This window comes from Anaerobium acetethylicum (genome assembly GCF_900096945.1).
Classification (GTDB): domain Bacteria; phylum Bacillota; class Clostridia; order Lachnospirales; family Lachnospiraceae; genus Anaerobium; species Anaerobium acetethylicum.
In genome coordinates, this window is record NZ_FMKA01000013.1 from 12,260 (window position 1) to 35,160 (window position 22,901).

At 43.7% G+C, this 22,901-nt stretch carries 19 protein-coding genes; all 19 read left to right on the forward strand.

Translation table 11 applies throughout. From position 1 onward, the window contains the following. Positions 1 to 4: 4 nt before the first annotated feature. The 19 genes from BJR36_RS10940 (at position 5) to BJR36_RS11030 (ending at position 22,877) form a co-directional block, all read left to right on the forward strand. The gene (locus BJR36_RS10940; protein ID WP_091234050.1) at positions 5 to 610 is read left to right on the forward strand and encodes a metal-dependent hydrolase; all 606 of its coding nucleotides are present in this window, start codon (positions 5 to 7) and stop codon (positions 608 to 610) included. A gap of 121 nt (positions 611 to 731) precedes the next feature. After that, positions 732 to 2,069: an MATE family efflux transporter gene (locus BJR36_RS10945; RefSeq protein WP_091234251.1), complete on the forward strand. Its 1,338-nt coding sequence runs from the start codon at positions 732 to 734 to the stop codon at positions 2,067 to 2,069. A gap of 143 nt (positions 2,070 to 2,212) precedes the next feature. Continuing rightward, positions 2,213 to 3,331, forward strand: a complete 1,119-nt coding sequence (locus BJR36_RS10950; protein WP_091234053.1) for an ROK family protein — start codon at positions 2,213 to 2,215, stop codon at positions 3,329 to 3,331. A gap of 477 nt (positions 3,332 to 3,808) precedes the next feature. Beyond that, positions 3,809 to 4,837 carry a zinc-dependent alcohol dehydrogenase family protein gene (locus BJR36_RS10955; protein WP_242875536.1) on the forward strand — a complete coding sequence of 343 codons (1,029 nt, stop codon included), beginning with the start codon at positions 3,809 to 3,811 and terminating at the stop codon, positions 4,835 to 4,837. A gap of 21 nt (positions 4,838 to 4,858) precedes the next feature. Further along, positions 4,859 to 5,767, forward strand: a complete 909-nt coding sequence (locus tag BJR36_RS10960) for a D-psicose 3-epimerase (protein ID WP_242875537.1) — start codon at positions 4,859 to 4,861, stop codon at positions 5,765 to 5,767. Between the two features lie 346 nt (positions 5,768 to 6,113). Continuing rightward, positions 6,114 to 6,878, forward strand: a complete 765-nt coding sequence (locus BJR36_RS10965; protein ID WP_091234055.1) for an SDR family oxidoreductase — start codon at positions 6,114 to 6,116, stop codon at positions 6,876 to 6,878. Positions 6,879 to 7,126: 248 nt separating this feature from the next. Next, entirely contained in the window at positions 7,127 to 8,140 is a 1,014-nt protein-coding gene (locus tag BJR36_RS10970) for a sugar ABC transporter substrate-binding protein (RefSeq protein ID WP_091234057.1), read from the forward strand. A 103-nt stretch (positions 8,141 to 8,243) separates the two neighbouring features. Then, positions 8,244 to 9,755 (forward strand): sugar ABC transporter ATP-binding protein, encoded by a 1,512-nt coding sequence (locus tag BJR36_RS10975; protein WP_091234061.1) that lies wholly within the window; start codon positions 8,244 to 8,246, stop codon positions 9,753 to 9,755. Next, positions 9,745 to 10,695: an ABC transporter permease gene (locus BJR36_RS10980; protein WP_091234064.1), complete on the forward strand. Its 951-nt coding sequence runs from the start codon at positions 9,745 to 9,747 to the stop codon at positions 10,693 to 10,695. Before BJR36_RS10975 ends, BJR36_RS10980 begins: the two co-directional genes overlap by 11 nt. 280 nt (positions 10,696 to 10,975) lie before the next feature. Further along, complete coding sequence (locus BJR36_RS10985) at positions 10,976 to 12,010, forward strand: zinc-dependent alcohol dehydrogenase (protein ID WP_207648856.1); 1,035 nt, start codon at positions 10,976 to 10,978, stop codon at positions 12,008 to 12,010. 146 nt (positions 12,011 to 12,156) lie between these two features. After that, on the forward strand, positions 12,157 to 13,275 hold the full coding sequence (locus BJR36_RS10990; RefSeq protein WP_091234067.1) for an ROK family protein: 1,119 nt from the start codon (positions 12,157 to 12,159) through the stop codon (positions 13,273 to 13,275). 194 nt (positions 13,276 to 13,469) lie between these two features. Further along, positions 13,470 to 14,219: a GntR family transcriptional regulator gene (locus BJR36_RS10995; protein ID WP_091234070.1), complete on the forward strand. Its 750-nt coding sequence runs from the start codon at positions 13,470 to 13,472 to the stop codon at positions 14,217 to 14,219. A 57-nt stretch (positions 14,220 to 14,276) separates the two neighbouring features. Next, entirely contained in the window at positions 14,277 to 15,125 is an 849-nt protein-coding gene (gene gatY, locus BJR36_RS11000) for a tagatose-bisphosphate aldolase subunit GatY (RefSeq protein ID WP_091234073.1), read from the forward strand. An 85-nt stretch (positions 15,126 to 15,210) separates the two neighbouring features. Next, positions 15,211 to 16,695: a xylulokinase gene (gene xylB / locus BJR36_RS11005; protein ID WP_091234076.1), complete on the forward strand. Its 1,485-nt coding sequence runs from the start codon at positions 15,211 to 15,213 to the stop codon at positions 16,693 to 16,695. Positions 16,696 to 16,718: 23 nt separating this feature from the next. Next, on the forward strand, positions 16,719 to 17,768 hold the full coding sequence (locus BJR36_RS11010; protein ID WP_091234079.1) for a galactitol-1-phosphate 5-dehydrogenase: 1,050 nt from the start codon (positions 16,719 to 16,721) through the stop codon (positions 17,766 to 17,768). Between the two features lie 85 nt (positions 17,769 to 17,853). Further along, positions 17,854 to 18,780 carry a 1-phosphofructokinase gene (gene pfkB / locus BJR36_RS11015; protein ID WP_091234082.1) on the forward strand — a complete coding sequence of 309 codons (927 nt, stop codon included), beginning with the start codon at positions 17,854 to 17,856 and terminating at the stop codon, positions 18,778 to 18,780. A 263-nt stretch (positions 18,781 to 19,043) separates the two neighbouring features. Continuing rightward, complete coding sequence (locus BJR36_RS11020) at positions 19,044 to 19,817, forward strand: glucose 1-dehydrogenase (RefSeq protein WP_091234084.1); 774 nt, start codon at positions 19,044 to 19,046, stop codon at positions 19,815 to 19,817. Between the two features lie 15 nt (positions 19,818 to 19,832). Continuing rightward, on the forward strand, positions 19,833 to 21,506 hold the full coding sequence (araB, locus tag BJR36_RS11025) for a ribulokinase (protein WP_091234087.1): 1,674 nt from the start codon (positions 19,833 to 19,835) through the stop codon (positions 21,504 to 21,506). A gap of 249 nt (positions 21,507 to 21,755) precedes the next feature. Next, positions 21,756 to 22,877, forward strand: coding sequence for an ROK family transcriptional regulator (locus BJR36_RS11030; RefSeq protein ID WP_091234090.1), 1,122 nt, complete (start codon positions 21,756 to 21,758; stop codon positions 22,875 to 22,877). The last annotated feature ends 24 nt before the right edge of the window (positions 22,878 to 22,901 follow it).

A 22,901-nucleotide genomic window follows, 5' to 3' on the forward strand; every position in this document is an offset into this window, starting at 1 on the left:
TGAAATGACAGGAAAAACACACATATCGGTCGGACTGGCATCATCCTTGCTGGTCACACAGCCTGATACGATAAAAGAAATGGTATTATGCACCGGAATTGCCTTCATTGGCTCCGTCATCAGTGACGTGGACGTGGATACATCCGAATCACACAGGGATCTGGTCAGAGTAATCAGCATCATCGCTATCGCAGCCTGCATGATAGCTTTTGCGGACTACAGATGGGGCGTTGGAATTGTTGACGCACTCAGGAGGCACAGCGGTGCCGTGAGGCTGGCCACGGGCATCGGCGCATTCCTGGGAATCTGTATATTTGGGATGTTTCAGCCCCACAGATCCTTTATGCATTCGCTTCCGGGGATGGCCCTGCTTTGTGGAAGCTTATGGTATCTGTATCCCGCAGTGGTTCCGTATTTTGCCGTATCGATGGCTTCCCACATCATAATCGATATGCTGAATCATAAAAAAGTACGGATTTTGTATCCCTTGAAATGGGGAATCGGACTAGACTTCTGCCTGGCAGACGGACTGGTGAACAATCTCCTGTTTACAGCCGGAAGCATCACCGCTGCAGTCTTTATCTTCATACAGGTGGTCCGGATGTTTTAAAAAACAGGGATTTCATATAAACACAGGATAAAACACCCTTAACAGGTGGACATTTCACAACATTCTTCTATAATAGAGTATGAAGAATATAAACAGAGAGGATTTAAAAATGCCAAATAACATGACAGAAGGGAGACCGATAAGACAGATCGTCTTATTTGCCATACCCGTTTTACTAGGTAACCTTTTTCAGCAATTGTATAACGTTGTTGATTCAATCATAGTAGGAAGATATATCGGGGTCGATGCGCTTGCTGCGGTAGGTTCGACAGGAGCCCTGATTTTCCTTGTTTTTGGGTGGATCATCGGAATGACCAATGGTTTTTCCATTATGATCGCCCAGAGTTACGGTGCCGGGGATTTCAAGAGGCTCCGCCAGTTTGCAGCGCTTTCCTTTGTGCTCTGTGCAGTTATGGCAGTGGTGATGACAATCGGACTGTTATGGGCCAATGGATTTATTCTGCGCCTGATGCAGACCCCGGAGGAAGTATTCAAAGATACCTATAATTATATCGGAATCATGTATGCGGGACTTGCAATCACGGTTTTCTACAATATGTATGCGGGCATGCTGCGTGCCATCGGCGACAGCCGGACGCCTTTATATTTTCTGGCGATTGCCTCAGTGCTTCACATCATTCTGGATATCGTTTTCATTAATGTATTTTCCATGGGAGTGGAAGGTGCAGCCTACGCCACTATAGTATCCGAATTTGTATCCCTGATCCTTTGCGTCTGGTATACGACAAAAAAATATGAGATTTTCAGGATGGGAAAAGAAGATTTTGCTATTGATGTAAGTAGAATCTGGAAGCTGCTGACCATGGGCGTGCCTATGGCCCTGCAGTTTTCCGTAACAGCGATCGGCACGATGATCGTGCAGGCAGCCTTAAACGGGATGGGCCCTTTGATCATGGCGTCCTATTCCGTTGCCGGAAAGATCCAGAGCCTTGTATCCCAGCCCTATGTGGCTCTTGGAGCTACGATGGCAACCTACGTGGGGCAGAACCGGGGTGCAGGTAAAATAGCAAGAGTAAGAGATGGCGTGAAGCAGGGCACAATACTGGCAGTTTCATTCAGCATCCTTTCAGCAGCTATTATATTTTTCTTTGGGGATGTGCTAATAAAAGGCTTTATCAGTGAGGATGTGCAGAACGTGACAAAAACAGCTATGATATATTTCCGTACCGTATTGTGGTTCTACCCATTTCTCAGTATGATTTTTATCTACAGAAATTCCTTGCAGGGACTCGGAGACGGGCTGATGCCTATGATTGGCGGATTATTGGAACTTGCGGCCAGAGTTGTCGTGATCTATTTTGTTGCAGACCGTCTGGGATATCAGGGAATCTGCATGGCAGATCCATTTGCATGGATTCTTGTATCAGTGGCATTGATTCCCGTATACTATAAAAGGATAGCAACTATTCAGGACTACGTTCTTCATAGTCACAGATGATGCACGCAAATTGCAAAATCAGCAATTTGGCGCACGCATGTCTCGGGTATTTATGCAAATTCAGCATAAATACACCTCGCGTGACAGGGGTTCTGTACAGTTACAAAGGATATACAAATGATTTTATAAAAATGGGGGTTAATATGGACAAAATACAGAATACTGATAAGAAGCGTATGAATAAAGTGCGTGTCGCCAGGTTTATCCTGCGCCAGGGCGAGACCACCAAACAGGAAATAGCAGGTTCGCTTGGAATCAGCATGCCTACTGTCCTTCAGAATGTAAAAGAACTTGTGGACTCAAAATTAGTGATTGAAACAGGGGAATATCAGTCCACAGGCGGTAGAAAACCAAAGGCGCTGGCGATTAACGGACAGCTCAAGTATGCAGTCGGTCTGGACATAACGAAAAATCATATCAGCTACGTCCTGATCGATCTGACCGGAAGAATTGTAAAAAAAGAAAGAAACAGAAAAAACTTTGAAAATACGCTGGCTTATTACGAAGAAATGAATGATAAAATGCAGGAATTCATTGATTCGTGCAAGGTGAAACAGAGTAAAATATTGGGCGTCGGGCTATCAATACCGGGAATCATAGATCTGGAACATAAGAATCTGATTGATTCCCATATACTTCAGGTCCACAATTTAGATCTGGATATCGTCAGTTCATTTATTCCGTACGAAACCTATTTTGAAAATGACGCAAACAGCGCAGCCTTTGCAGAAATCAGCGGGGAGACAAAGAATGTTATCTTCCTGTCGTTAAGCAATACAGTCGGCGGATCCATCTATATGAATCAGGAGATCTATAAGGGAGATAATTATAAAAGCGCCGAATTCGGTCATATGATCATCGAAACGAACGGCAAAGAATGCTATTGCGGAAAAAAAGGATGTATAGATGCCTATTGCTCTGCCAAGGTCCTGTCAGCATTGACTGATGATGATTTAGAGCTGTTCTTTGCGAAACTGAAAGAAAAGGATGCCGTCTGTACAGATGCATGGGATGAGTATCTGGATTATCTGGCAATCACAATTACAAATCTGAGAATGGCTTTCGATTGTGACATCATACTGGGCGGGTATGTAGGAGCATATCTGAAGCCCTATGCCATTGAATTAAGTGATAAACTGAAGAAATACAATCTGTTTGAAAATCAGACATCCTATGTACAAAACTGCAGGTATCAGCTGGAGGCATCGGCAGTCGGGGCGGCAATGAAATTCGTAGATGTATTTTTTGAAAAAATAGAGTAGTGAATAAAGTGCTAAGTGCTTTTGGTGATAATACACAAAAAGCAGCTGGCACTTTTTTGTTTGGAACAATTCAATTTCGTGGATTATCACAGAAGTAGAGAATGATATTTGTTGAAGTAGATGAAAATGCATAAAACAGTTGACATTCGGGGTGCCAGGTGGAATAATGTAGTTACTTACATAAAGCGTTTTATAAAAGTAATACAAAAGTTTCTCGGCAAATGCGAAGGTAATTGAAGGTGAGTGGAAGTCACATATGTGTAGATGGCTTTCTGAAGTGCCAGAACTGACAATGTGCATAATGTACAAAAAAACCAAATAAATGAACTTAAGTTAAAAGATATTGACAAGAGATATAATGTCTGTTAGTATTTAGTATATTAAATAAAGACGTTTTATAAAATGTAATTACAAAATCAAATTATAAAACGAACTCTTAAAAAAGTCAGGAAAAAATGAAAAAAAGGAGGTATTTCAATGAACATGAGAGCATTGGTATATAACGGCCCCAAAAGTATCCGGGTTGAGGATGTTGCAGTGCCGGCAGTCGGAGAGACTGATGTTTTGATCAGGGTGAAATATTGTGGAGTCTGTGGAACGGACATACATATCTACAACGGTGAGGGCGGTGCTTTCGCAGTTGAACCACCTTTGATTATGGGGCATGAGTTCTCAGGTATCGTTGAAAAAACCGGCTCAAAGGTAAAAAAGGTTAAGCCAGGTGATCTGGTTACCATAGATCCAAATGATATGTGCGGCGAGTGCTATTACTGCAAGAACGGCATGGAGCAGTTCTGCCAGAACGTGACTGGATACGGAACCACGGTCAATGGCGGTTTTGCACAATATTGCGTTGTCAGCGAAAAACAGGTTTTCAGGTTTAAAGAGGGCATGGATGCTTTGACAGCAGCTATGGCGGAGCCGGTTTCCTGCTGTATCCACGGAATTGACCTTTGCAATATAAAACTGGGTGACGAGGTGCTGATCATCGGTGGAGGTCCTATTGGTCTCATTATTCTGCAGCTTGCTAAAATGGCAGGCGCCAGCAAGGTGATTCTCTCAGAACCCGTTGCGGAAAAACGTGAGCTTGCAATGAAGCTTGGAGCAGATCTGGCTATCAATCCGCTGGAGGAAGACGTTCCTGAAATTTTAAAGGCCAACTGCAAGAACATCAATGTTGTGATCGAATGTGTAGGAAATCCCCGCACGATTGACAACGCCATCCAGTGGGCTGGAAATGGAGCCACGGTCATGATGTACGGCCTGACAGGACCTGATGCTGAGATTGCGGTAAAGCCGGACGTGGTATTTAAGAAAGAACTGAAGCTGACAGCTTCCTTTATCAATCCTTACACCTTCGAAAGGACGATCGCCATTCTGGAATCCGGGAAGGTGAACGTAAGGGATCTCATCACTGATATAGTTGGTCTTGAAGATTCCGTTAAAGTGTTTGAGGATGAGAAATACAGGCGCAGCGGCAAGGTCGTTATCCAGATGAATGACTAGAAGCCCGAAACAGGCGGACAGATGACTTATATAGAAGGGAAGACGAAAATGAACAAATTGGGTATTTTCACAAACTTCTGGGAAAAGAACTGGGATTTCGATCATCAGAAGTATATCAGGAAAGTACAGAAAATCGGGTTTGACATTCTGGAATTCCAGGCGCAGCCGCTTCTCGACATGTCAAAGGAAAACATGAGCGAAATCAAAAAGTGTGCAGATGACTGCGGCATTGAGCTGACCTACAGTCTGGGCCTTGATATGAAGTATGACGTTTCCAGCGAAAATGATGCTGTCCGTCTGGGCGGAATTGAATATCTGAAGCGTATCGTTGAGCGTATCAGCTACATGGACGGCAGAGCTATTTCCGGGGTCGGCTATGCAGGCTGGGGTTCACCGGATTATATTGTAAACGATAAGAGTGCCATGCTTGAGCGGTCCGTTGCCAGTATGCGCGAAATCATGAAGACGGCAAAGGATTATAATATTACCTATTGTGTAGAAGCAGTAAACAGGTTTGAAAGCGTGCTGATCAATACGGCCGCAGAAGCCCTTGACTACGTTGCCAGGGTGGACAGCGATCATATCGGCGTGCTCCTGGATACGTACCACATGAATATAGAAGAGGACAGTATAGGGGACGCCATCCGTCTTGCCGGAGATAAGCTCTTTGCCGTTCATACGGGTGATAATAACAGGAGATGTCCGGGACGCGGGCATATTGATTTCGATGAGGTCTTTCAGGCGCTTTCTGACATCGGGTATAAAGGCAGGATCGTATCTGAACCCTTCGTTCAGATGGGCGGCGAGGTCGGAAGGGATATCAAGGTTTGGAGGAATCTTGAGGAGCCAACGGAAGCACATCTTGATGAAGAAGCGGCATATCTGCTGAAATTCGAGCAGGATATGCTAAGAAAGTATGGAATGGACTAAGAAGGATAAGCATATGACCGTGCTGAAATCTGTTGATGAAAAGCAGAATTTGCAACCTTTTACTTGAAAATACTATAAAAATAGTCAGATATTGTAAGGTGCAAACGTGCAATCGTGAGAAAATTAACAATATATTGTCAAGTTGCATAGTTGGAAAATGAATTTTTAAAAAAATATTGACAATATGTACAATCTGTTGTAAAGTATTTTTAGAGATAAATAAAGCGGTTTTATAAAATGATTTTAAAAAATCGTTGCAAATATATAGCCGCTTCAATAAACGTAAAAACAGAATAGGTGGTTCCAGTACCTGCTGATCAAAATTTAATGAAAAAGGAGATATGAAATGAAGCATGATTTTTTTTCACTTAAAGGAAAAGTATGCATCGTTACAGGCGGATATCAGGGAATTGGTGAAACCGTAGCCGCTTATCTTGCCGATGCCGGCGCAGACATTGCTATTTTCGATATGGCTGATGCATCTTCGGTAGCCGAAAAAATAGCTGCAGAATACGGCGTTCGCGCCAAAGCTTATATCTGCAATGTAACAGATCCGGAGAATGTACAGGAATGTATAGACAAGGCAGCAGAAGATATGGGCACGTTAGATCTTCTCTTTAACAATGCCGGTATCTGCATCCATAAACCTGCTTTGGAATGTGAACCTAAGGATTGGTTAAAAGTAATTGATGTAAATTTAAATGGTGTTTATTACGTGGCACAGACATTCGGAAGATATCTGGTCGCAAACAATAAAAAAGGAAATATCGTCAATACAGCTTCCATGTCTGCGACAATTGTAAACATCCCGCAGGGACAGGCATCATACAATGCTTCGAAGGCAGCTGTCGTACATCTGACGAAATCTCTTGCAGTAGAATGGGCAGATAAAGGAATCAGAGTCAACTGCATCAGCCCAGGCTACATTCGTACAGCGATTACAGGAAATTCAAATCCTGAATGGCAGAAATTGTGGATTGAATCCATTCCTTATAAACGGATGGGAACACCTGAAGAGCTCGCAGGAGCTGTGATTTACCTGTTGTCTGATGCATCTACATATACATCGGGCTGTGACATGATTATTGATGGCTGCTTTACTCTGGTATAACGTAACTGTTCACTCCGTGACCAGTAACATGCTTCGCGATGCACAGAAATGGTTGAAATGCACCATTTCGTGCTGCAATCCTCGGGTTTTATGTGACTTTCGCTTCGCTACACTCACAAAAACACCTTGCGATGGATGACGTATGAACAGTAATGGTATAGCACTACATCTAATCATTGGTTTCTGAAATAAACGGCGAAATGCTGTTTATATATGTTAATGATATTAACAAATAGGAGGGCTAAAAAATGAAAAAGAGATTAATCGCTTTATTACTCACAACCGCAATGGTGGTAACCGGACTGGTAGGATGTACGACTAAAGAACCTACTACAGACAACAAGACTACTGAGGAAACGGAAAAAGAAACAGGCGATACCTTCAAGGTCGGCATCACGATCCAGTCGCTTGAAAACAGCTATTGGGCAGGCGTTTTCGGAGAAGTTGAGACTTTACTGAAGGAAAAAGGATGGGACTACACAATCCTTGCTTGTAATGATAGCTCGGCTACCCAGATCCAGCAGATTGAAAACTTTGTTACGAATGAAGTTGATTTAATCATGGTTCATCCTTCAGATCCTAATGCTATTGAAGATTATCTGAAAGCAGCTATGGACGCCGGAATCAAGGTAATGTGCTGGGATGACAAGATGACAAATACCGATCTTAACTGGGTTCTTGATAACACTGAGTTAGGTTATACGATTGGTAAAGAAGCAGCAAACTTCATTAATGACCATTATTCAGCAGATAAAAAGGCTGAGGTAGCAATTATGAACTATCCTCAGACTCCGATCCTTCTTGAAAGAGAAACTGGTATCTTATCCGCACTTGAAGAAATTGCAAAAGACAAATATGAAATCGTAGCACAGCAGCCAGCGATTGATGCACAGGCAGCATTATCAAATATGGAAACGATCCTTCAGGCTAATCCTGATTGTAAGATTGTATGTTCCATCGGAGCAGGTGGAGATATCGGCGCTAACGAAGCATTCATGACAGCTACTGGCGGAAAGATTCCGGATGATATGGGTATCTTCTCAGCTGATGCAACACAGCAGCAGCTTGAAGCAATTGTAAATGGCGAAGCAAGCAGGGCATCTGTTGGATTTGAAGGATCTAATAAGAAAACAGCAGAAGCAGTAGTAGATTTATATGAAAAATTACTCAATGGCGAAACCTTTGACGAACAGAATCTTGTAAGACCGCTTCTCGTTATCGATGCTGAAAATGCAGAAGAATATTTAGCAGATTACAAATAGTATGCAGTATAGTATGCAGTAGGTAGGTTCTAAGTTGTTAATGTGGAGCTGTCATGAAATACAGCTCCACATTTTATAAAATAAGAATGGCGTGGTATAGAATATGAATGATGAATATATTTTACAATTACAGCATATTAGAAAAGAATATCCTGGTGTTGTTGCATTAAAAGATGTTTCACTAGAGGTAAAAAAGGGTGAGATTCTTGCACTGATCGGAGAGAATGGTGCTGGAAAATCTACTTTGATAAAAACTTGTTCTGGTGCTGTTATTCCAACGTCTGGTAAAATTATAATAAATGGCAAGGAATTTACCAGTATGACGCCTCAGCTTGCAGCTGAGAATGGAATAGCAATTATTTACCAGGAATTCAATAACGTAAAGGGTCTTTCCGCTGCTGAAAACCTGTTTCTGGGTAATCCCATCAGGAAGGGCATACTCGTAGACAAAAAAGCAATGGAAGAGGAAGCAGAAAAGGCTTTCGCCCAGTTGAATATCAAGATCAATCCGAAGACTCTTGTTGGAAATCTCACAGTCGGCTATCAGCAGATGGTTGAAATTGCCAAGGCGATCATGCAGGATGCCAAGGTTCTGATTATGGATGAACCATCGGCTCCGCTTACGAACGCAGAAGTAGAAAGTATGTTTAAGGTATGTGAATTACTGAAGTCAAAGGGAGTATCCATTATATACATTTCCCACAGGCTGGATGAGATTTATCGTTTGTCTGACCGTATTGTTGTACTTCGAGATGGGGAATATGTGAAAACGCTTATTACAAAAGATTCAGTTGTAGATGAACTGATTCATCTGATGGTAGGACGTGATTTAAAAGAATCATATCCACCGAGAAAACCTTGTATTAAAGAAGAAATCGTTCTGGATCTGCAGAATGTAACAGGCAACGGAGATAAAGAGATCAATTTACAGATAAAAAAAGGTGAAGTGCTTGGACTCGGCGGCCTGGTTGGAGCGGGACGTACAGAACTTGCGCAGATGATATTTGGTGCTGTAAGGAAAACATCAGGTAAGATTGTTTTTAAAGGAAAAGAAATAGATCCGAAGACCCCAAGGGAAGCTATTGATTTTGGCATTGCTCTTGTGCCTGAAGATCGTAAACGCCATGGCGCACTGCTCGGAGTTTCTATTAAAAATAATATTAATATGCCAATATACAAGAAGATTTCCAGGTTTTCCGTAATCGATTCAAAACAGGAACTGGAAACCGCACAAAAATATAAAGAAGAATTGTTAATTAAAACACCATCATTGAACCAATTAGTTAAGAATCTAAGCGGTGGAAATCAACAGAAGGTAATTCTCGGAAAATGGCTTGCTGCAAATTCAGAGTTGATTATTTTTGACGAACCAACCCGTGGAATTGATGTAGGTGCTAAATTTGAGATTTATAAGTTGATCAATAACCTGGTAGAGCAGGGAAAGACCATTCTTTTAATTTCATCGGAAATGGAAGAATTAATGGGCATGTCAGACAGAATTCTGGTTTTGGCGGAAGGCCGTATTACCGGTGAATTAAGAAAAGAAGAGTTTAAACAGGATTCTATTATGAGAATGGCATCCGCCGTGGAGGAGGTAAAGAAGAATGAAAAATAACGTTGTTCTTAATCAATTAAAAAGTAAAGCGATCTGGGTGGTTTTTGTAATCCTGTTTATAGGATTTGCGATTGCAAACCCAAGGTTCCTTTCATCGTCAAACCTATTTACAATTGCCCGTCAGGTTTCTATGTATGGTATCGCTTCCATCGGTATGACGTTTGTCATTCTGATAGCAGGTATTGACCTTTCGGCAGGTTCCGTCATCACGATCGTCAATATTGTGTGTGCGTACCTGATGGTCAACAGCGGCTTTAGTATGCCGGCTGCGATTATCTGTTCGTTGATTATGGCTGTTGGAATCGGTATTTTGAATGGTTTCATGGTTTCAACAATCGGAATTCCTGCAATCATTGCAACTTTTGCAACACAGATCGTTTTTGAAGGAGCAGCGTATCTGCTTTCTGGCGGAACACCGATTTATGGATTCGATACAAGATTCAAGATTATCGGCCAGGGTTATGTTGGACCTATACCGGTACCTGTTATTATCATGATCTGCTGCTTCGCTGTTGGTGCTTTTATCCTGAACAAGACCTACTTCGGACGTTACTTTTATGCAGTCGGCGGTAACGAAGAAGCATCAAAGCTCTCTGGTATCAGAGTTGGCTATATCAAATACCTGATCTATGCTTTATCAGGATTATTCGCAGGGCTTGCAGGTATTGTAATGCTTTCCCGTACGAATTCCGCACAGCCTACAGCAGGTAAAGGATATGAATTCGATGTTATCACATGTGTTGTATTAGGCGGCGTTTCCGTTTCAGGTGGATATGGTAAGATTTCAAATGTAATTGCAGGTGTTATGATCATCGGCGTTCTGACAAATGGTATGGTTCTTTTAAATGTAAGTACCTATATGCAGATGGTTGTAAAAGGGCTTGTCCTTGTACTTGCTGTAGGCTTTGACTGCTTCCAGCAGAAACGCGCAACAACTTAAATATTAGTTTTATGTTACATAGTATGGTTTGTTTTTAGGAAACTGTTCAAGATTAAGTTTTTCCTGGTCGAAGGGGATGCACACAAATTCAAATGCCAGTAATTTTGCGCATGCGTAACTTGGGGTTTATGCAGAATCAGCACAAAACACCTTGCTGTACAAGAGCTTAGAACAGTTACGAATAATCTTAATGATCTGCACCCCAAAGTTATATGAAAAATAGGCTTTGGGGTGTATTTTGTGATTGAATTGAAAAGGAGATAATGATATGAAAGAAATGATGATTCAGCAGGTAATGACAGCTCCACATAAGATTGAGTTTAATGAGGTTCCGGTACCGGAAGTAAAACCAGGTCAGGTTTTGGTACAGATCAAGAGAATCGGCGTATGCGGAAGCGACATCCATGTATTCCATGGACAGCATCCATATACAAGCTATCCGGTTACACAGGGACATGAGGTATCTGGCAAGGTCGCGGCATTAGGCGAAAATGTAACCGGAGTTGAAGTGGGACAGAAGGTTACGATTGAACCTCAGGTCTACTGCGGCGAGTGTTATCCATGTACGCATGGAAAATACAATCTGTGCGAAAATTTAAAAGTCATGGGATTTCAGACTACAGGAACTGCAAGCGAGTATGTTGCAGTAGATGCTTCCAAGGTTACACCGTTACCTGATAACATGACTTATGATGAAGGGGCTATGATTGAACCCCTAGCTGTTGCAGTCCATGCCTGCAGACGCCCCGGCGATGTGAAAGGCATGAAAGTTGCAGTCCTTGGAGCAGGCCCGATTGGTATATTGATCGCGCAGACATTAAAGGCTTTCGGAGCTGCAGAAGTTATGGTGACGGACGTTTCAGATTACCGTCTGGAACTTGCGAAAGAATGCGGCGCTGATTATATCTACAATACAAAAAATGTAGATTTTGGAAAAGCTGTTGTTGAATGTTTTGGAGCGGATAAAGCAGATATCATCTATGACTGCGCAGGCAACGATATCACCATGAACCAGGCAATTCAGAACGCCAGAAAGGGAAGCGTTATCATTCTGGTTGCAGTATATGCAGGCATGGCAAACGTAGATCTCGCAAAGCTGAATGATTCCGAATTGGATTTAAATACGTCAATGATGTACAGACACGAAGATTATGTGGATGCAATACGCTTTGTCGGGGAAGGCAAAATCCAGCTCAAACCGCTCATGAGCAAGCATTTCGCATTTAAGGATTATCTGGCAGCTTATGATTATATTGAAAACAATCGTGAAACAACGATGAAAGTTTTAGTGGATGTGGATCCGAGCAACGACTAAACATGAGGACAATAGGATATACAACGTGACGCATAAATAACTGTTCATTCATACAGCTGCAGAAATGCAGCTGTATGCTTAGGAAAAAGGAACTGCAGCTATTAGAAATCCAAAAACTTCTAAATAATGAAGGAGTTTAAAAGCCAATGAACGTATTTGATAGTAAGCATAATAATAAAAAAAAGATATACCACTATATCCGGGAAAAGGGATTAGCTACCAAGCAGGATATTGCATACAATCTGCAGCTGAGTCTGCCAACAGTTGCCCAGAAGCTGGAAGATCTGGTCGTTCGTGGCTTGGTCGGTGCAGAATGTAAGGTTGCAAATAAGGCCGGCGGCCGGAATCCTGTAGCATACACCTATGTAAAGGATGCAAAAGTGGCTGTTGGATTGGATATTACAAAGCGTCATATCAAAAGCGTTATTATAGATCTTGATGGAAACATTATAAAATATGTTTACAGAAGACGCTTATATCAGCGTAATGATGGCTATTTGAAGACTTTAGGGGAGACGGTTGAAAAGATAATCGACAGCATCGGATTAAGCCGAGATAAAGTGATTGGCGTAGGGATTGCAGTTCCAGGGCTGATTGATTTTGAGAAACAGTGTGTGGTTCGCGGTACGGTCATAGATAATACGGGAATGAGCAGGGAGGATTTTTCAACATATATACAATATCCGACAAAATTGATACATGATTCTAATGCTTCAGGATTTTGTGAAATATGGATGTCGTCTGAATTGCGGAATGCATTTTATATCAGTTTGTGTAATAGTGTCGGCGGAACAGTTCTGATCGATAACGAAGTTTACATGGGGGATGGCCTGTACAGCGGTGAAGTCGGCCATTTGAATCTGGTAACCGACGGGATGCAGTGTTATTGCGGGCAAAAAGGCTGTGCGGACGCATATTTGAATGCAGAACGGCTTGCTGATTATACGAACCGCGATCTGGGAATGTTTTTCCTAAGGCTGGAGCAGGGCGATGGTGTATTGAAAGAGATATGGGATGAATATTTGGAATATCTGGCAGTTCTGATTCATGATATCAGGATGATGTTTGGTTCTACCATTATCGTAGGTGGATATGTCGGAATTTTCATTAAGGACTACATGGAGGTTCTCTGCGAGAAGGTAAACAGGAAAAATCCATTTGGTGAAGATGCAGCCGGTTATATCATGCCCTGCAATAATAACACGGAAGCAGTAGCTACAGGCGCAGCATTATACTTTGTGAAAGAGTTCATAGAGGCAATTTGAAAAAGATGATCGAATCGGAATCATAAGCTTGCACTTCGTAAAGAGACGGGACAGGATATCTTGAATTTTTTTTCGGGATATCCTGTTTTTTAGAATATTTTCGATTGACATATTTGATTATATGTTGTAATGTTACTACATAGTTATGTATTGAAAAACAATACAGACCACAATCTTTAAGGAGGAGAGCGAAAATGCTGGATGCAAGTCAGATCAACAAGAATATTCCGGTACCATTATATTTTCAACTGAAAGAACTTCTGCTTACAGAAATCAAAAAAGGAACATATAAGATCGGGGAAACGATACCGACAGAGAATGAATTAAGCGAAATGTTCCATATAAGCCGCACGACTGTAAGGCAGGCAGTGGGCGAACTCGAACATGAGGGATGGCTCAACAGGGTAAAGAGCAAGGGAACATTTGTAGCAAGGCCGAAATTCCAGCAGAGTTTCACGCAGGCATTGGAATCTTTTAATGACCAGATCATACAGTCGGGCAGGGTTCCGAATACTGTGGTGCTCGATTTCAAGGTCATGATACCAGCCGAAGATATAGCGGCTCAGCTTGGGTTAAAACCGAAGGAAAAGGCAATCTATATCCATCGTAAGCGATGCGCGGACAATGAGCCGATCCTGATGGTAGAGACTTATCTGCCATACGAAAGATGCAGCTTTGTCATGGAACATGATTTGGAAACGGAATCTTTATATGCCATTTTGGGAACGGATGAGAAAACCAGAATCTGTAAGATTGAACGTCTGATCGAAGCGGTAGAGGCAACAGAATATGACATCAGGAATCTCGGGATAGAAAGCGGTAAAGCCATTCAGCAGTTCATTTCCACGGGATATAACACATTTGGCGATATTATTGAATATTCAATATCCAGATACAGAGGAGACAGAAATACGTTTAAAACGACTATCATGCAGAACCAGTAAGGTAATTTTTTAACATTTCATTGGATAATGCTTAAGCATTACAGAAAGGATACCAATATGTCATTCGTTACAACAGAAAGACTGCTTTTAGATGCCCAGAAAAGAGGATATGCAGTAGGTGCATTCAATGTGGAGAATATGGAAATGGTGCAGGCGGTCGTTGCGGCTGCAGAAGAACTGAAAGCGCCGGTCATCATGCAGACAACACCTTCAACAGTTAAATATGCAAGTTTAGCATATTTCTATTCCCTCGCTAAGGCTGCCGGTGAGGCGGCAAGCGTGCCCGTAGCGATTCACCTTGACCACGGCAGCAGCTTTGAACTTGCCATGCAGGCATTGAGGACCGGCTATACATCCATCATGATTGACGGTTCCCATAGTGTCTTCGAGGAAAATATCGCACTTACAAAGAGAGTAGTGGATGCCTGTGCACCTTCGAAGGTTCCTGTCGAAGCGGAACTTGGAAAAGTCGGCGGAAAAGAGGACGATCTGGACGGCGGAAGCGGCGGATTCACGGATCCTTCAGAAGCAAAAGAATTTGTTGAAAAGACGGGGATTTCATCCCTGGCTGTGGCAATCGGGACAGCCCATGGATTATATGCAGGTGTGCCAAAACTCGATCTGGAACGCCTCGGCGAAATCAGGAAAGTGGTTGATATCCCATTGGTTCTCCATGGAGCATCAGGATTGTCGGATGACGCAGTCAGAGAAAGCATCAAGCTTGGAATCTGCAAGGTCAATTTTGCAACTGAACTCAGGATCGCATACAGTGACGGGGTCAAGGAATGCTTCAAGAAAGCACCGGACGCCTTCGATCCAAAAAAATACGGTGAAGCCGGACGCGAGAACGTGAAACAGCTTGTCATTAACAGAATGAAAGTCTGCGGATGCGACGGGAAAGCATAGATCACTATTCAGGACTACGTCCTTCACAGTTACACGTGATGCACATAAATTGCAGAACATGGATCTGCATTGATGGGAGACGAATATGGAAGATTTATTATTGGGTATCGATATTGGAACATCGGCTTGTAAAATCGCGATTTTCAATAAAAAAGGCGACGTGATCGCCCAGTCTAACCAGAGTTATCAATTGTACTATCCGAATCCGGGATGGGTGGAACAGGATCCGGATGAATGGTGGGACAGCATATGCCTTGGCATAAAAGACTGTCTGGCACAGTCCGGAGCTGATCCGGTACAGATAAAAGGAATCGGGATAGATGGGCAGAGCTGGTCCTCGATTCCTGTCGACAGGGATGGGAACTGCCTGCACAATACCCCGATCTGGATGGACACAAGGGCAAAGGATATCGCTGAACGGGTGACGAAAGAGGTCGGAGCGGACAGGATTTTTGAAGTGGCAGGAAATGCATTCCTTCCCTCTTACACAGCCCCGAAAATATTGTGGTTCAAAGAAGAAAGACCTGAAATTTATGAAAAGACTTATAAATTCCTGCACAGCAACAGTTACATCGGGATGAAGCTAACAGGCGTCATGTCTTCCGATAAGTGCCAGAATTATGGCATTCATTTCTTCAATATGAAGACCTGTACCTATGACATGGAACTGGCAGAAGAAATTGGAATCTCTATTGATAAAGTTCCGGACATCTACGACTGTCACGACATCATCGGTTCTGTAACGAAAGCGGCTGCCGAGATCACGGGATTAGCGGAAGGGACGCCTGTCGTTGCTGGCGGACTTGATGCAGCCTGCGGTACGCTGGGAGCCGGCGTATATAAGGCGCAGCAGACCCAGATTCAGGGCGGCCAGGCCGGCGGCATGAGCATCTGCGAAGACAAGCCGATTGCCCATCCGAAACTGATCCTCAGTACACACGTCATACCAGACCTGTGGCTGCTGCAGGGCGGAACCGTCGGCGGAGGCGGAGTCCTCAGATGGTTCAAACAGGAATTAGGCGGTGGACAGTCCTTCGATGAACTGACTGCTCTGGCAGAGGCAGTGGAGCCGGGATCCGATGGGGTCGTCTTTCTTCCCTACATGTCGGGCGAGCGATGCCCGATCTGGAACCCCGATGCAAAAGCCGTATTTTACGGATTGGGATTTGACAAGACAAAAGGCCATATGCTCCGTGCGGCCCTTGAGGGCGTAGTCTTTTCAGTTGCCCACAACCTGAAGGTTGCAGAAGAGGCAGGCGCCAATATAAAAGAGATGGACATAAGGGCAATGGGCGGCGCCGCCAACAGCAGGCTTTGGATGCAGATGTATGCCGATGTAACGGGATGCAGGATCAGCATACCTGCTTCTGATACGGCAACCACACTGGGAGCGGCTATACTGGCAGGTGTAGGCATTGGCATGTATGGCAGTTTTGAGGAAGCAGTCGAGGAAACGGTAAAAATAACAAGAGTTCAGGAGCCGGTTGCAGAGAACCATAAAAAATACATGGAATCCATGGAATTATATCTGGAGCTCAGTGAAAAATTAAAAGATACATTCAGCAGATAATGTAAGGAAAGGCAGGTATACAGATGAAGGCAGGAGTATTGCATGCAAGGGAAGATTTGAGATATGAAGAGATTGAGACGCCAAAACTAAAAGTGGGTGAAGTTTTAGTCAAGGTGAAATATACAGGAATCTGCGGTTCAGACATTCCAAGGGTAAACGGGGATGCATCCCATTATTTTCCTAATATTTTGGGCCATGAATTTTCAGGCGTCATCGCTGAAACTGGAGAAGGCGTTACCACTGTAAACGTCGGAGACAGGGTATCAGGCGTTCCGCTTGTTCCTTGCCTGAAATGCGAAGACTGCCAGAAGGGCAACTATTCACTCTGCAAGCACTACAGCTTTATCGGTTCCAGACAGTTCGGAAGCTTTGCAGAGTATGTTACAGTGCCTGAGAAAAATGTGGTCAGATTCGAAGATTCGATTACGTTTGAACAGGGAGCCCTCTTTGAACCGATTACGGTTGCACTCCACGGATTACAGTGCCTGGACTACAAAGGCGGCAAAACTGTGGCCATACTCGGCGGCGGAACCATCGGCCTGTTTACAATGCAATGGGCAAAGATATTCGGTGCAAAGAAAGTGGTTGTATTTGATATCGACAACGACCGCCTGGAACTTGCAAAGAAGCTCGGCGCTGATGCGGTGATCAACACCCTGGAAGAAGGCTTTATGAAAAAAGCGAAAGAGCTGACCGGGGGAAAAGGCTTTGACTATGTATATGAGACTGCCGGAAACACGGTTACGATCAAGATGACATTTGAACTTGTCGCCAATAAAGGCGAAGTATGCCTGATCGGAACGCCTACGAAGGAATTGTCATTCAGCGTTTCTGAATGGGAAAACCTCAACCGCAAGGAATTCAAACTGACTGGTTCCTGGATGTCATACAGCGCCCCATTCCCTGGAAAAGAATGGGAACTGACGGCGCATTATGTCGGAACAGGTGCAATGAAGTTTGATGATTCCTTCATTTTCAGGAAAATGCCTTTAAGCCAGATCAAGGATGCTTTCGAACTATTCAAAGTACCTGGCCAGGTAAAAGGGAAAATACTGATTGACAGTGAAAAGTAAAAGTGATTTACAGAGCCGCTGTCCCGGGAGTTGAAATGGCGAAGACCTGTCGCCATTCGGGCAGGGGTGCAAAAGGGAGGAAAATATGATTGTAACAGTGACCTTAAATGCTGCGGTAGACAAAGCCTATGTGATCGAAGAGTTGAAAAAAGGCGAAGTAATGAGGGTGATCAGGTGCACGAACACGCCTGGCGGAAAAGGCCTGAATGTTGCCAGAGTAATCAAAAGCTGTGGAGAAGAAGTGCTTGCCACAGGATTTTTAGGCGGCCATACGGGAGCATATGTGAAGGATATGCTTGACGAACAGCAGGTTCCAAACGATTTTTTCTATACGTCCGGTGAGACAAGAGCCTGCATCAATATCCTGGAGAGCGACGGGACTTCAACAGAACTGCTGGAACCGGGGGAGCCGGTGAGCCAGGAAGCTGTGGACGGGTTCATCCGGAAATATGAGCAGATAATCGCCAGCAGCAATGTGGTCACAATGTCCGGCAGCGTTTCGGCGGGCGTGGACACAGATATCTATGCGAGGCTGATAGAGATGGCCAAAGCAAAAGGGAAAAAAGTGATCATGGATACAAGCGGCGTCCTTCTGAAAAATGGCGTTCAGGCAGGCCCCACAATGATCAAGCCTAACCGTGATGAGATTGAGGCATTGTTAGGAATCAAGGTCCAGAACCGCCTGGAAGTCATAGAAGGCGCAAAAAAACTGCAGTCAATGGGAATCGACTTTGTCGTGGTTTCCCTGGGAGCAGAAGGGGCATTAGTTGTTACGAAGGATGCAGTCTACCACGGGCAGCCGCCGAAAATCAAGACCGTCAATACGGTCGGTTCCGGGGATTCCATGGTTGCGGCTTTTGCTGTCGGTCTGGAAAGAGGCTATGAGGTTGAAGAAATGCTCAGATATGCAGTTGCAGTTTCAGCGGCAAATACTCTGACCATGGCAACGGGAAGCTTCCGTACGGAAGATATGGAAAGAATATATAAAGACGTTGTTGTAACGCGTCTGTAAATGAAAAGCAGCAGTTCTCATAAAGGGAGCTGCTGCTTTTTTGTGCCCTGAATTTTAAATGATCCGCTGAAATAGCATGCTGGAATCCATGTTTACTGGCCACAGAGTGAGCAGTAACATGGATTCTGATATTATATGAGAGAAAAACAAAAATTGAATTGACAATCCCAAGGACTAAGTATATAATACGCTTATAGATAAATAAAGTCATTTTACAAAATGAATTTACAAAAATAATTTATATTAAAAAAGGAGACAATAATATGGGAATTATTGAAAGAATGAGATTGGATGGAAAAACAGCTTTTGTAACTGGAGGAGCAAGAGGAATCGGTAAATCAATTGCAACAGCTATCGCAGAGGCAGGAAGCAATGTCGCAATTATTGATCTTGATATTGAAGAGGCAAAAAAAACAGCGGATGAAATTGCAAAGTTAGGCGTTAAAACAATCGCCATCAAAGCCGATGTTACAAAAGAAGAAGATGTCGACAATATGATAAAAGTTATTTTAGATACATTCGGAAAGCTGGATGTGGCATTCTGCAACGCAGGCATCTGCCTGAATATCCCAGCTGAGGAAATGACTTATGACCAGTGGAAGAAAGTAATCGACATCAACCTGAACGGTGTATTCCTTTCCTCCCAGGCAGCGGCGAAAGTCATGCTGAAACAGGGTAAAGGTTCTATCATCAATACGGCATCCATGTCAGGTCACATTGTCAATGTACCGCAGCCACAGTGCTCTTACAATGCATCCAAGGCCGGAGTCATCATGCTTACAAAATCCATGGCAGTCGAGTTCGCTAAAAAAGGCGTTCGTGTAAATTCAATCAGCCCTGGATATATCGGAACAGAGCTCACTTTGGAATCGCCGACTTTAAAACCGCTGATCGAACAGTGGAATGCCATGTCGCCGGTCGGACGTATGGGAAGACCAGATGAACTTCAGGCAATCGCAGTATACCTTGCAGGCGATACAAGCGATTTTACCACAGGTTCAGATTTCATAATTGATGGAGCATTTTCTTGTTTCTAAAGAAGGAGGGACGGAATGAAAAAGTATACAATTGGTGTTGATTACGGAAGCCTTTCAGGAAGGGTGCTTCTTGTTGATGTAGAGAATGGTGAAGAAGTTGCATGCATTACAGTAGATTATGCCCATGCAGTCATGGACAGGGTTCTGCCTGATGGAGTGACAAAACTGGCGCCGGAAACGGCTCTGCAGCATCCACAGGATTATCTGGATGTGCTGAGGGCAGTTCCAAAAGCCCTGGAAGAAGCGGGAGTTACGAAAGAGCAGATAATCGGAATCGGCGTGGACTTCACGTCCTGTACGGTTCTTCCAATAGACAAAGACGGCAATCCGCTGTGTTTCAATGAAAAATATGCAAGCCGCCCCCACGCATACCCGAAACTGTGGAAGCACCATGCAGCCCAGTATGAGGCAGACAGGTTCAATGAAGTCGTGGCAAGCCGCGGCGAGGAATTCATCAAACGTTATGGCGGCAAGATGTCTTCTGAATGGGTAGTGCCAAAAGCAATGCAGATCCTTCATGAAGACGAGGAAATCTATGATGCGATGGACCGCTTCATTGAAGGCGGAGACTGGATCGTGCTGCAGCTGACAGGAGAAGAGAAAAGAAGCCTCTGCCAGGCAGGCTACAAGGCTGTCTGGTCTAAAAAGGACGGCTATCCGTCAGATGATTTCTTTAAAGCCCTCGACCCTAAGATGGAGCATTTCGTGGATGAAAAACTGAGCCGCGATATCTATGCGACAACGGACACAGCCGGATATCTTACCAAAGAGGCAGCACAGCTGACCGGCCTGATGGAAGGAACTGCGGTAGCGGTTGCGAACGTGGATGCCCATGTAGCCCTTCCGGCAGTAAAGATTACGGAACCGGGCAAGATGCTTATGATCATGGGAACCTCTACATGCCACATTATGATGGGCAGGGAAGAGAAGTTCATCCCGGGAGTTGGCGGAGTCGTAGAAGATGGCGTAATTCCAGGATATTTTGCTTATGAGGCAGGCCAGGCATGTGTAGGCGACCATTTCGACTGGATGGTACACAATGCGGTTCCGGCATCCTATGAACAGGAAGCGAAGGAAAAGAATATGGGAATCCATCAGCTGCTGACAGAGAAGGCTGCCATGCTGAAGCCGGGCGAAAGCGGACTGCTGGCACTTGACTGGTGGAATGGAAACCGAAGCATACTTACGGATGCAGATCTCACAGGCATGCTCCTTGGATGCACGCTGCTGACAAAACCTGAGGAAATATACCGTACCCTGATTGAAGCGACTGCTTTTGGTACAAGAGTAATCGTAGAAGCATTCGAAGAGGGCGGCGTACCGATCGAGGAATTATTCGCAGCAGGCGGAATTTCAAAAAAAAATTCGATGATGATGCAGATTTATGCGGATATTACAAACCGCGAAATCAGGATATCTTCTTCTGCACAAGCACCGGCACTTGGGGCTGCACTGTTTGGAGCAGTGGCAGCGGGAAGCGAGAAAGGCGGCTATGACACGATTCAGGAGGCATCAGAAAAGATGTCGCGTCTGGAAGATAAAATGTACGTGCCGATACCGGAAAATGTAGCATTGTATAATGAACTTTATAAAGAATACAAGACACTTCATGATTATTTTGGAGCTGGAGAAAACAATGTTATGAAACGTTTGAAAAAGCTCCGCAATGAGATTAAAAGCTCCAAATAGCATCTGAATGTCGAGAATGATTTGCATGATGGGATCGACAGAATTGCACTGCGATCCCATTGGTCGAAAATATGAACCAGAGTGTCCTTATATGGCTTTATGGAAAGATATTAGGTTACTGTTCACAGAGTGACCAGTAACAATATTGGAGTTTCAGGGATTTATCAACCTTTACAAATATTGAGAGTTCGTTATATAATTAGAAAGACTGTATAAGGACACATACATTAAGAAATGGCGGGGAATTCAATGAATATTTTTGACATTAAGCAAAACAATCGAAATAAAATATATTTTTATATACGCAATAGCGGGCTGGCAACAAGGCAGGATATTGCTTATGATCTGCAGCTGAGTCTGCCTACTGTTACACAGAATCTGGAATATCTGGTGCAGCAGGGGCTGATCAGCTCTGCGAGCAAAGTGGTGAACAAAGCAGGCGGTAGGAATCCTATCGCCTATTCGCCTATCGCTGACGCAAAAGTTGCAATCGGGCTTCATATCACGAGACATCATATTAAAACCATAATTGTGGATTTGGATGGAAATGTTCTTAAGTACAATTACAAGAGACAAGTATATGAACGGACTGATGAATACCTGAAGCTCTTAGGAGAGGAAGTAGAGACGATTATAGACAGCATACAATTGGATCGAAAAAAAATCCTGGGAGTAGGGATTGCAGTGCCGGGTATTGTAAATCATGAGGAAGGCTACGTGGTCCAGGGCAGAGTAATTGACAACACAGGAATGAAGTGTGAAGAATTTTCAAAATATATTCCATACCCTTCCACGCTGATCCATGATTCCTATGCTTCCGGTTTTTCTGAAATATGGATGACGCCAGACATCCATAATGCTTTTTATATCAGTTTATGCGACAGCGTAGGCGGTTCCGTATTGCTGAATGACAAGGTGTATATGGGCGACGGCCTGTACAGCAGCGAAATAGGACATCTGAATCTGATCCCGAATGGCAGGAAATGCTACTGTGGACAGAAAGGATGTCTGGATGCATATTGCAACGCAGAGATTCTTGCTGATTATACCGACGGCGATCTGAAAGCATTTTTCAGCCAAATGGAGCAGGGAGACGAAAAACTGCAAATAGTATGGGATGAATACCTTGATCACCTTGCCGTTGCAATAAACGATATCAGAATGCTATTCGGATGTACGGTGATTGTAGGCGGTTATGTAGGTGCTTACATGAAGGAATATATGGATATCCTGTATGAAAAAGTCGATTCCAAAAGTCCATTTAGCGAGAGTTCTGAGAGCTACCTGATTCCCTGCAAGAACAAGATAGAATCCGTAGCGACAGGAGCGGCTCTTTATTTCGTGGAAGAATTCCTTAAGGATATACCTTGACAGATGCAACGATATGACCGACCT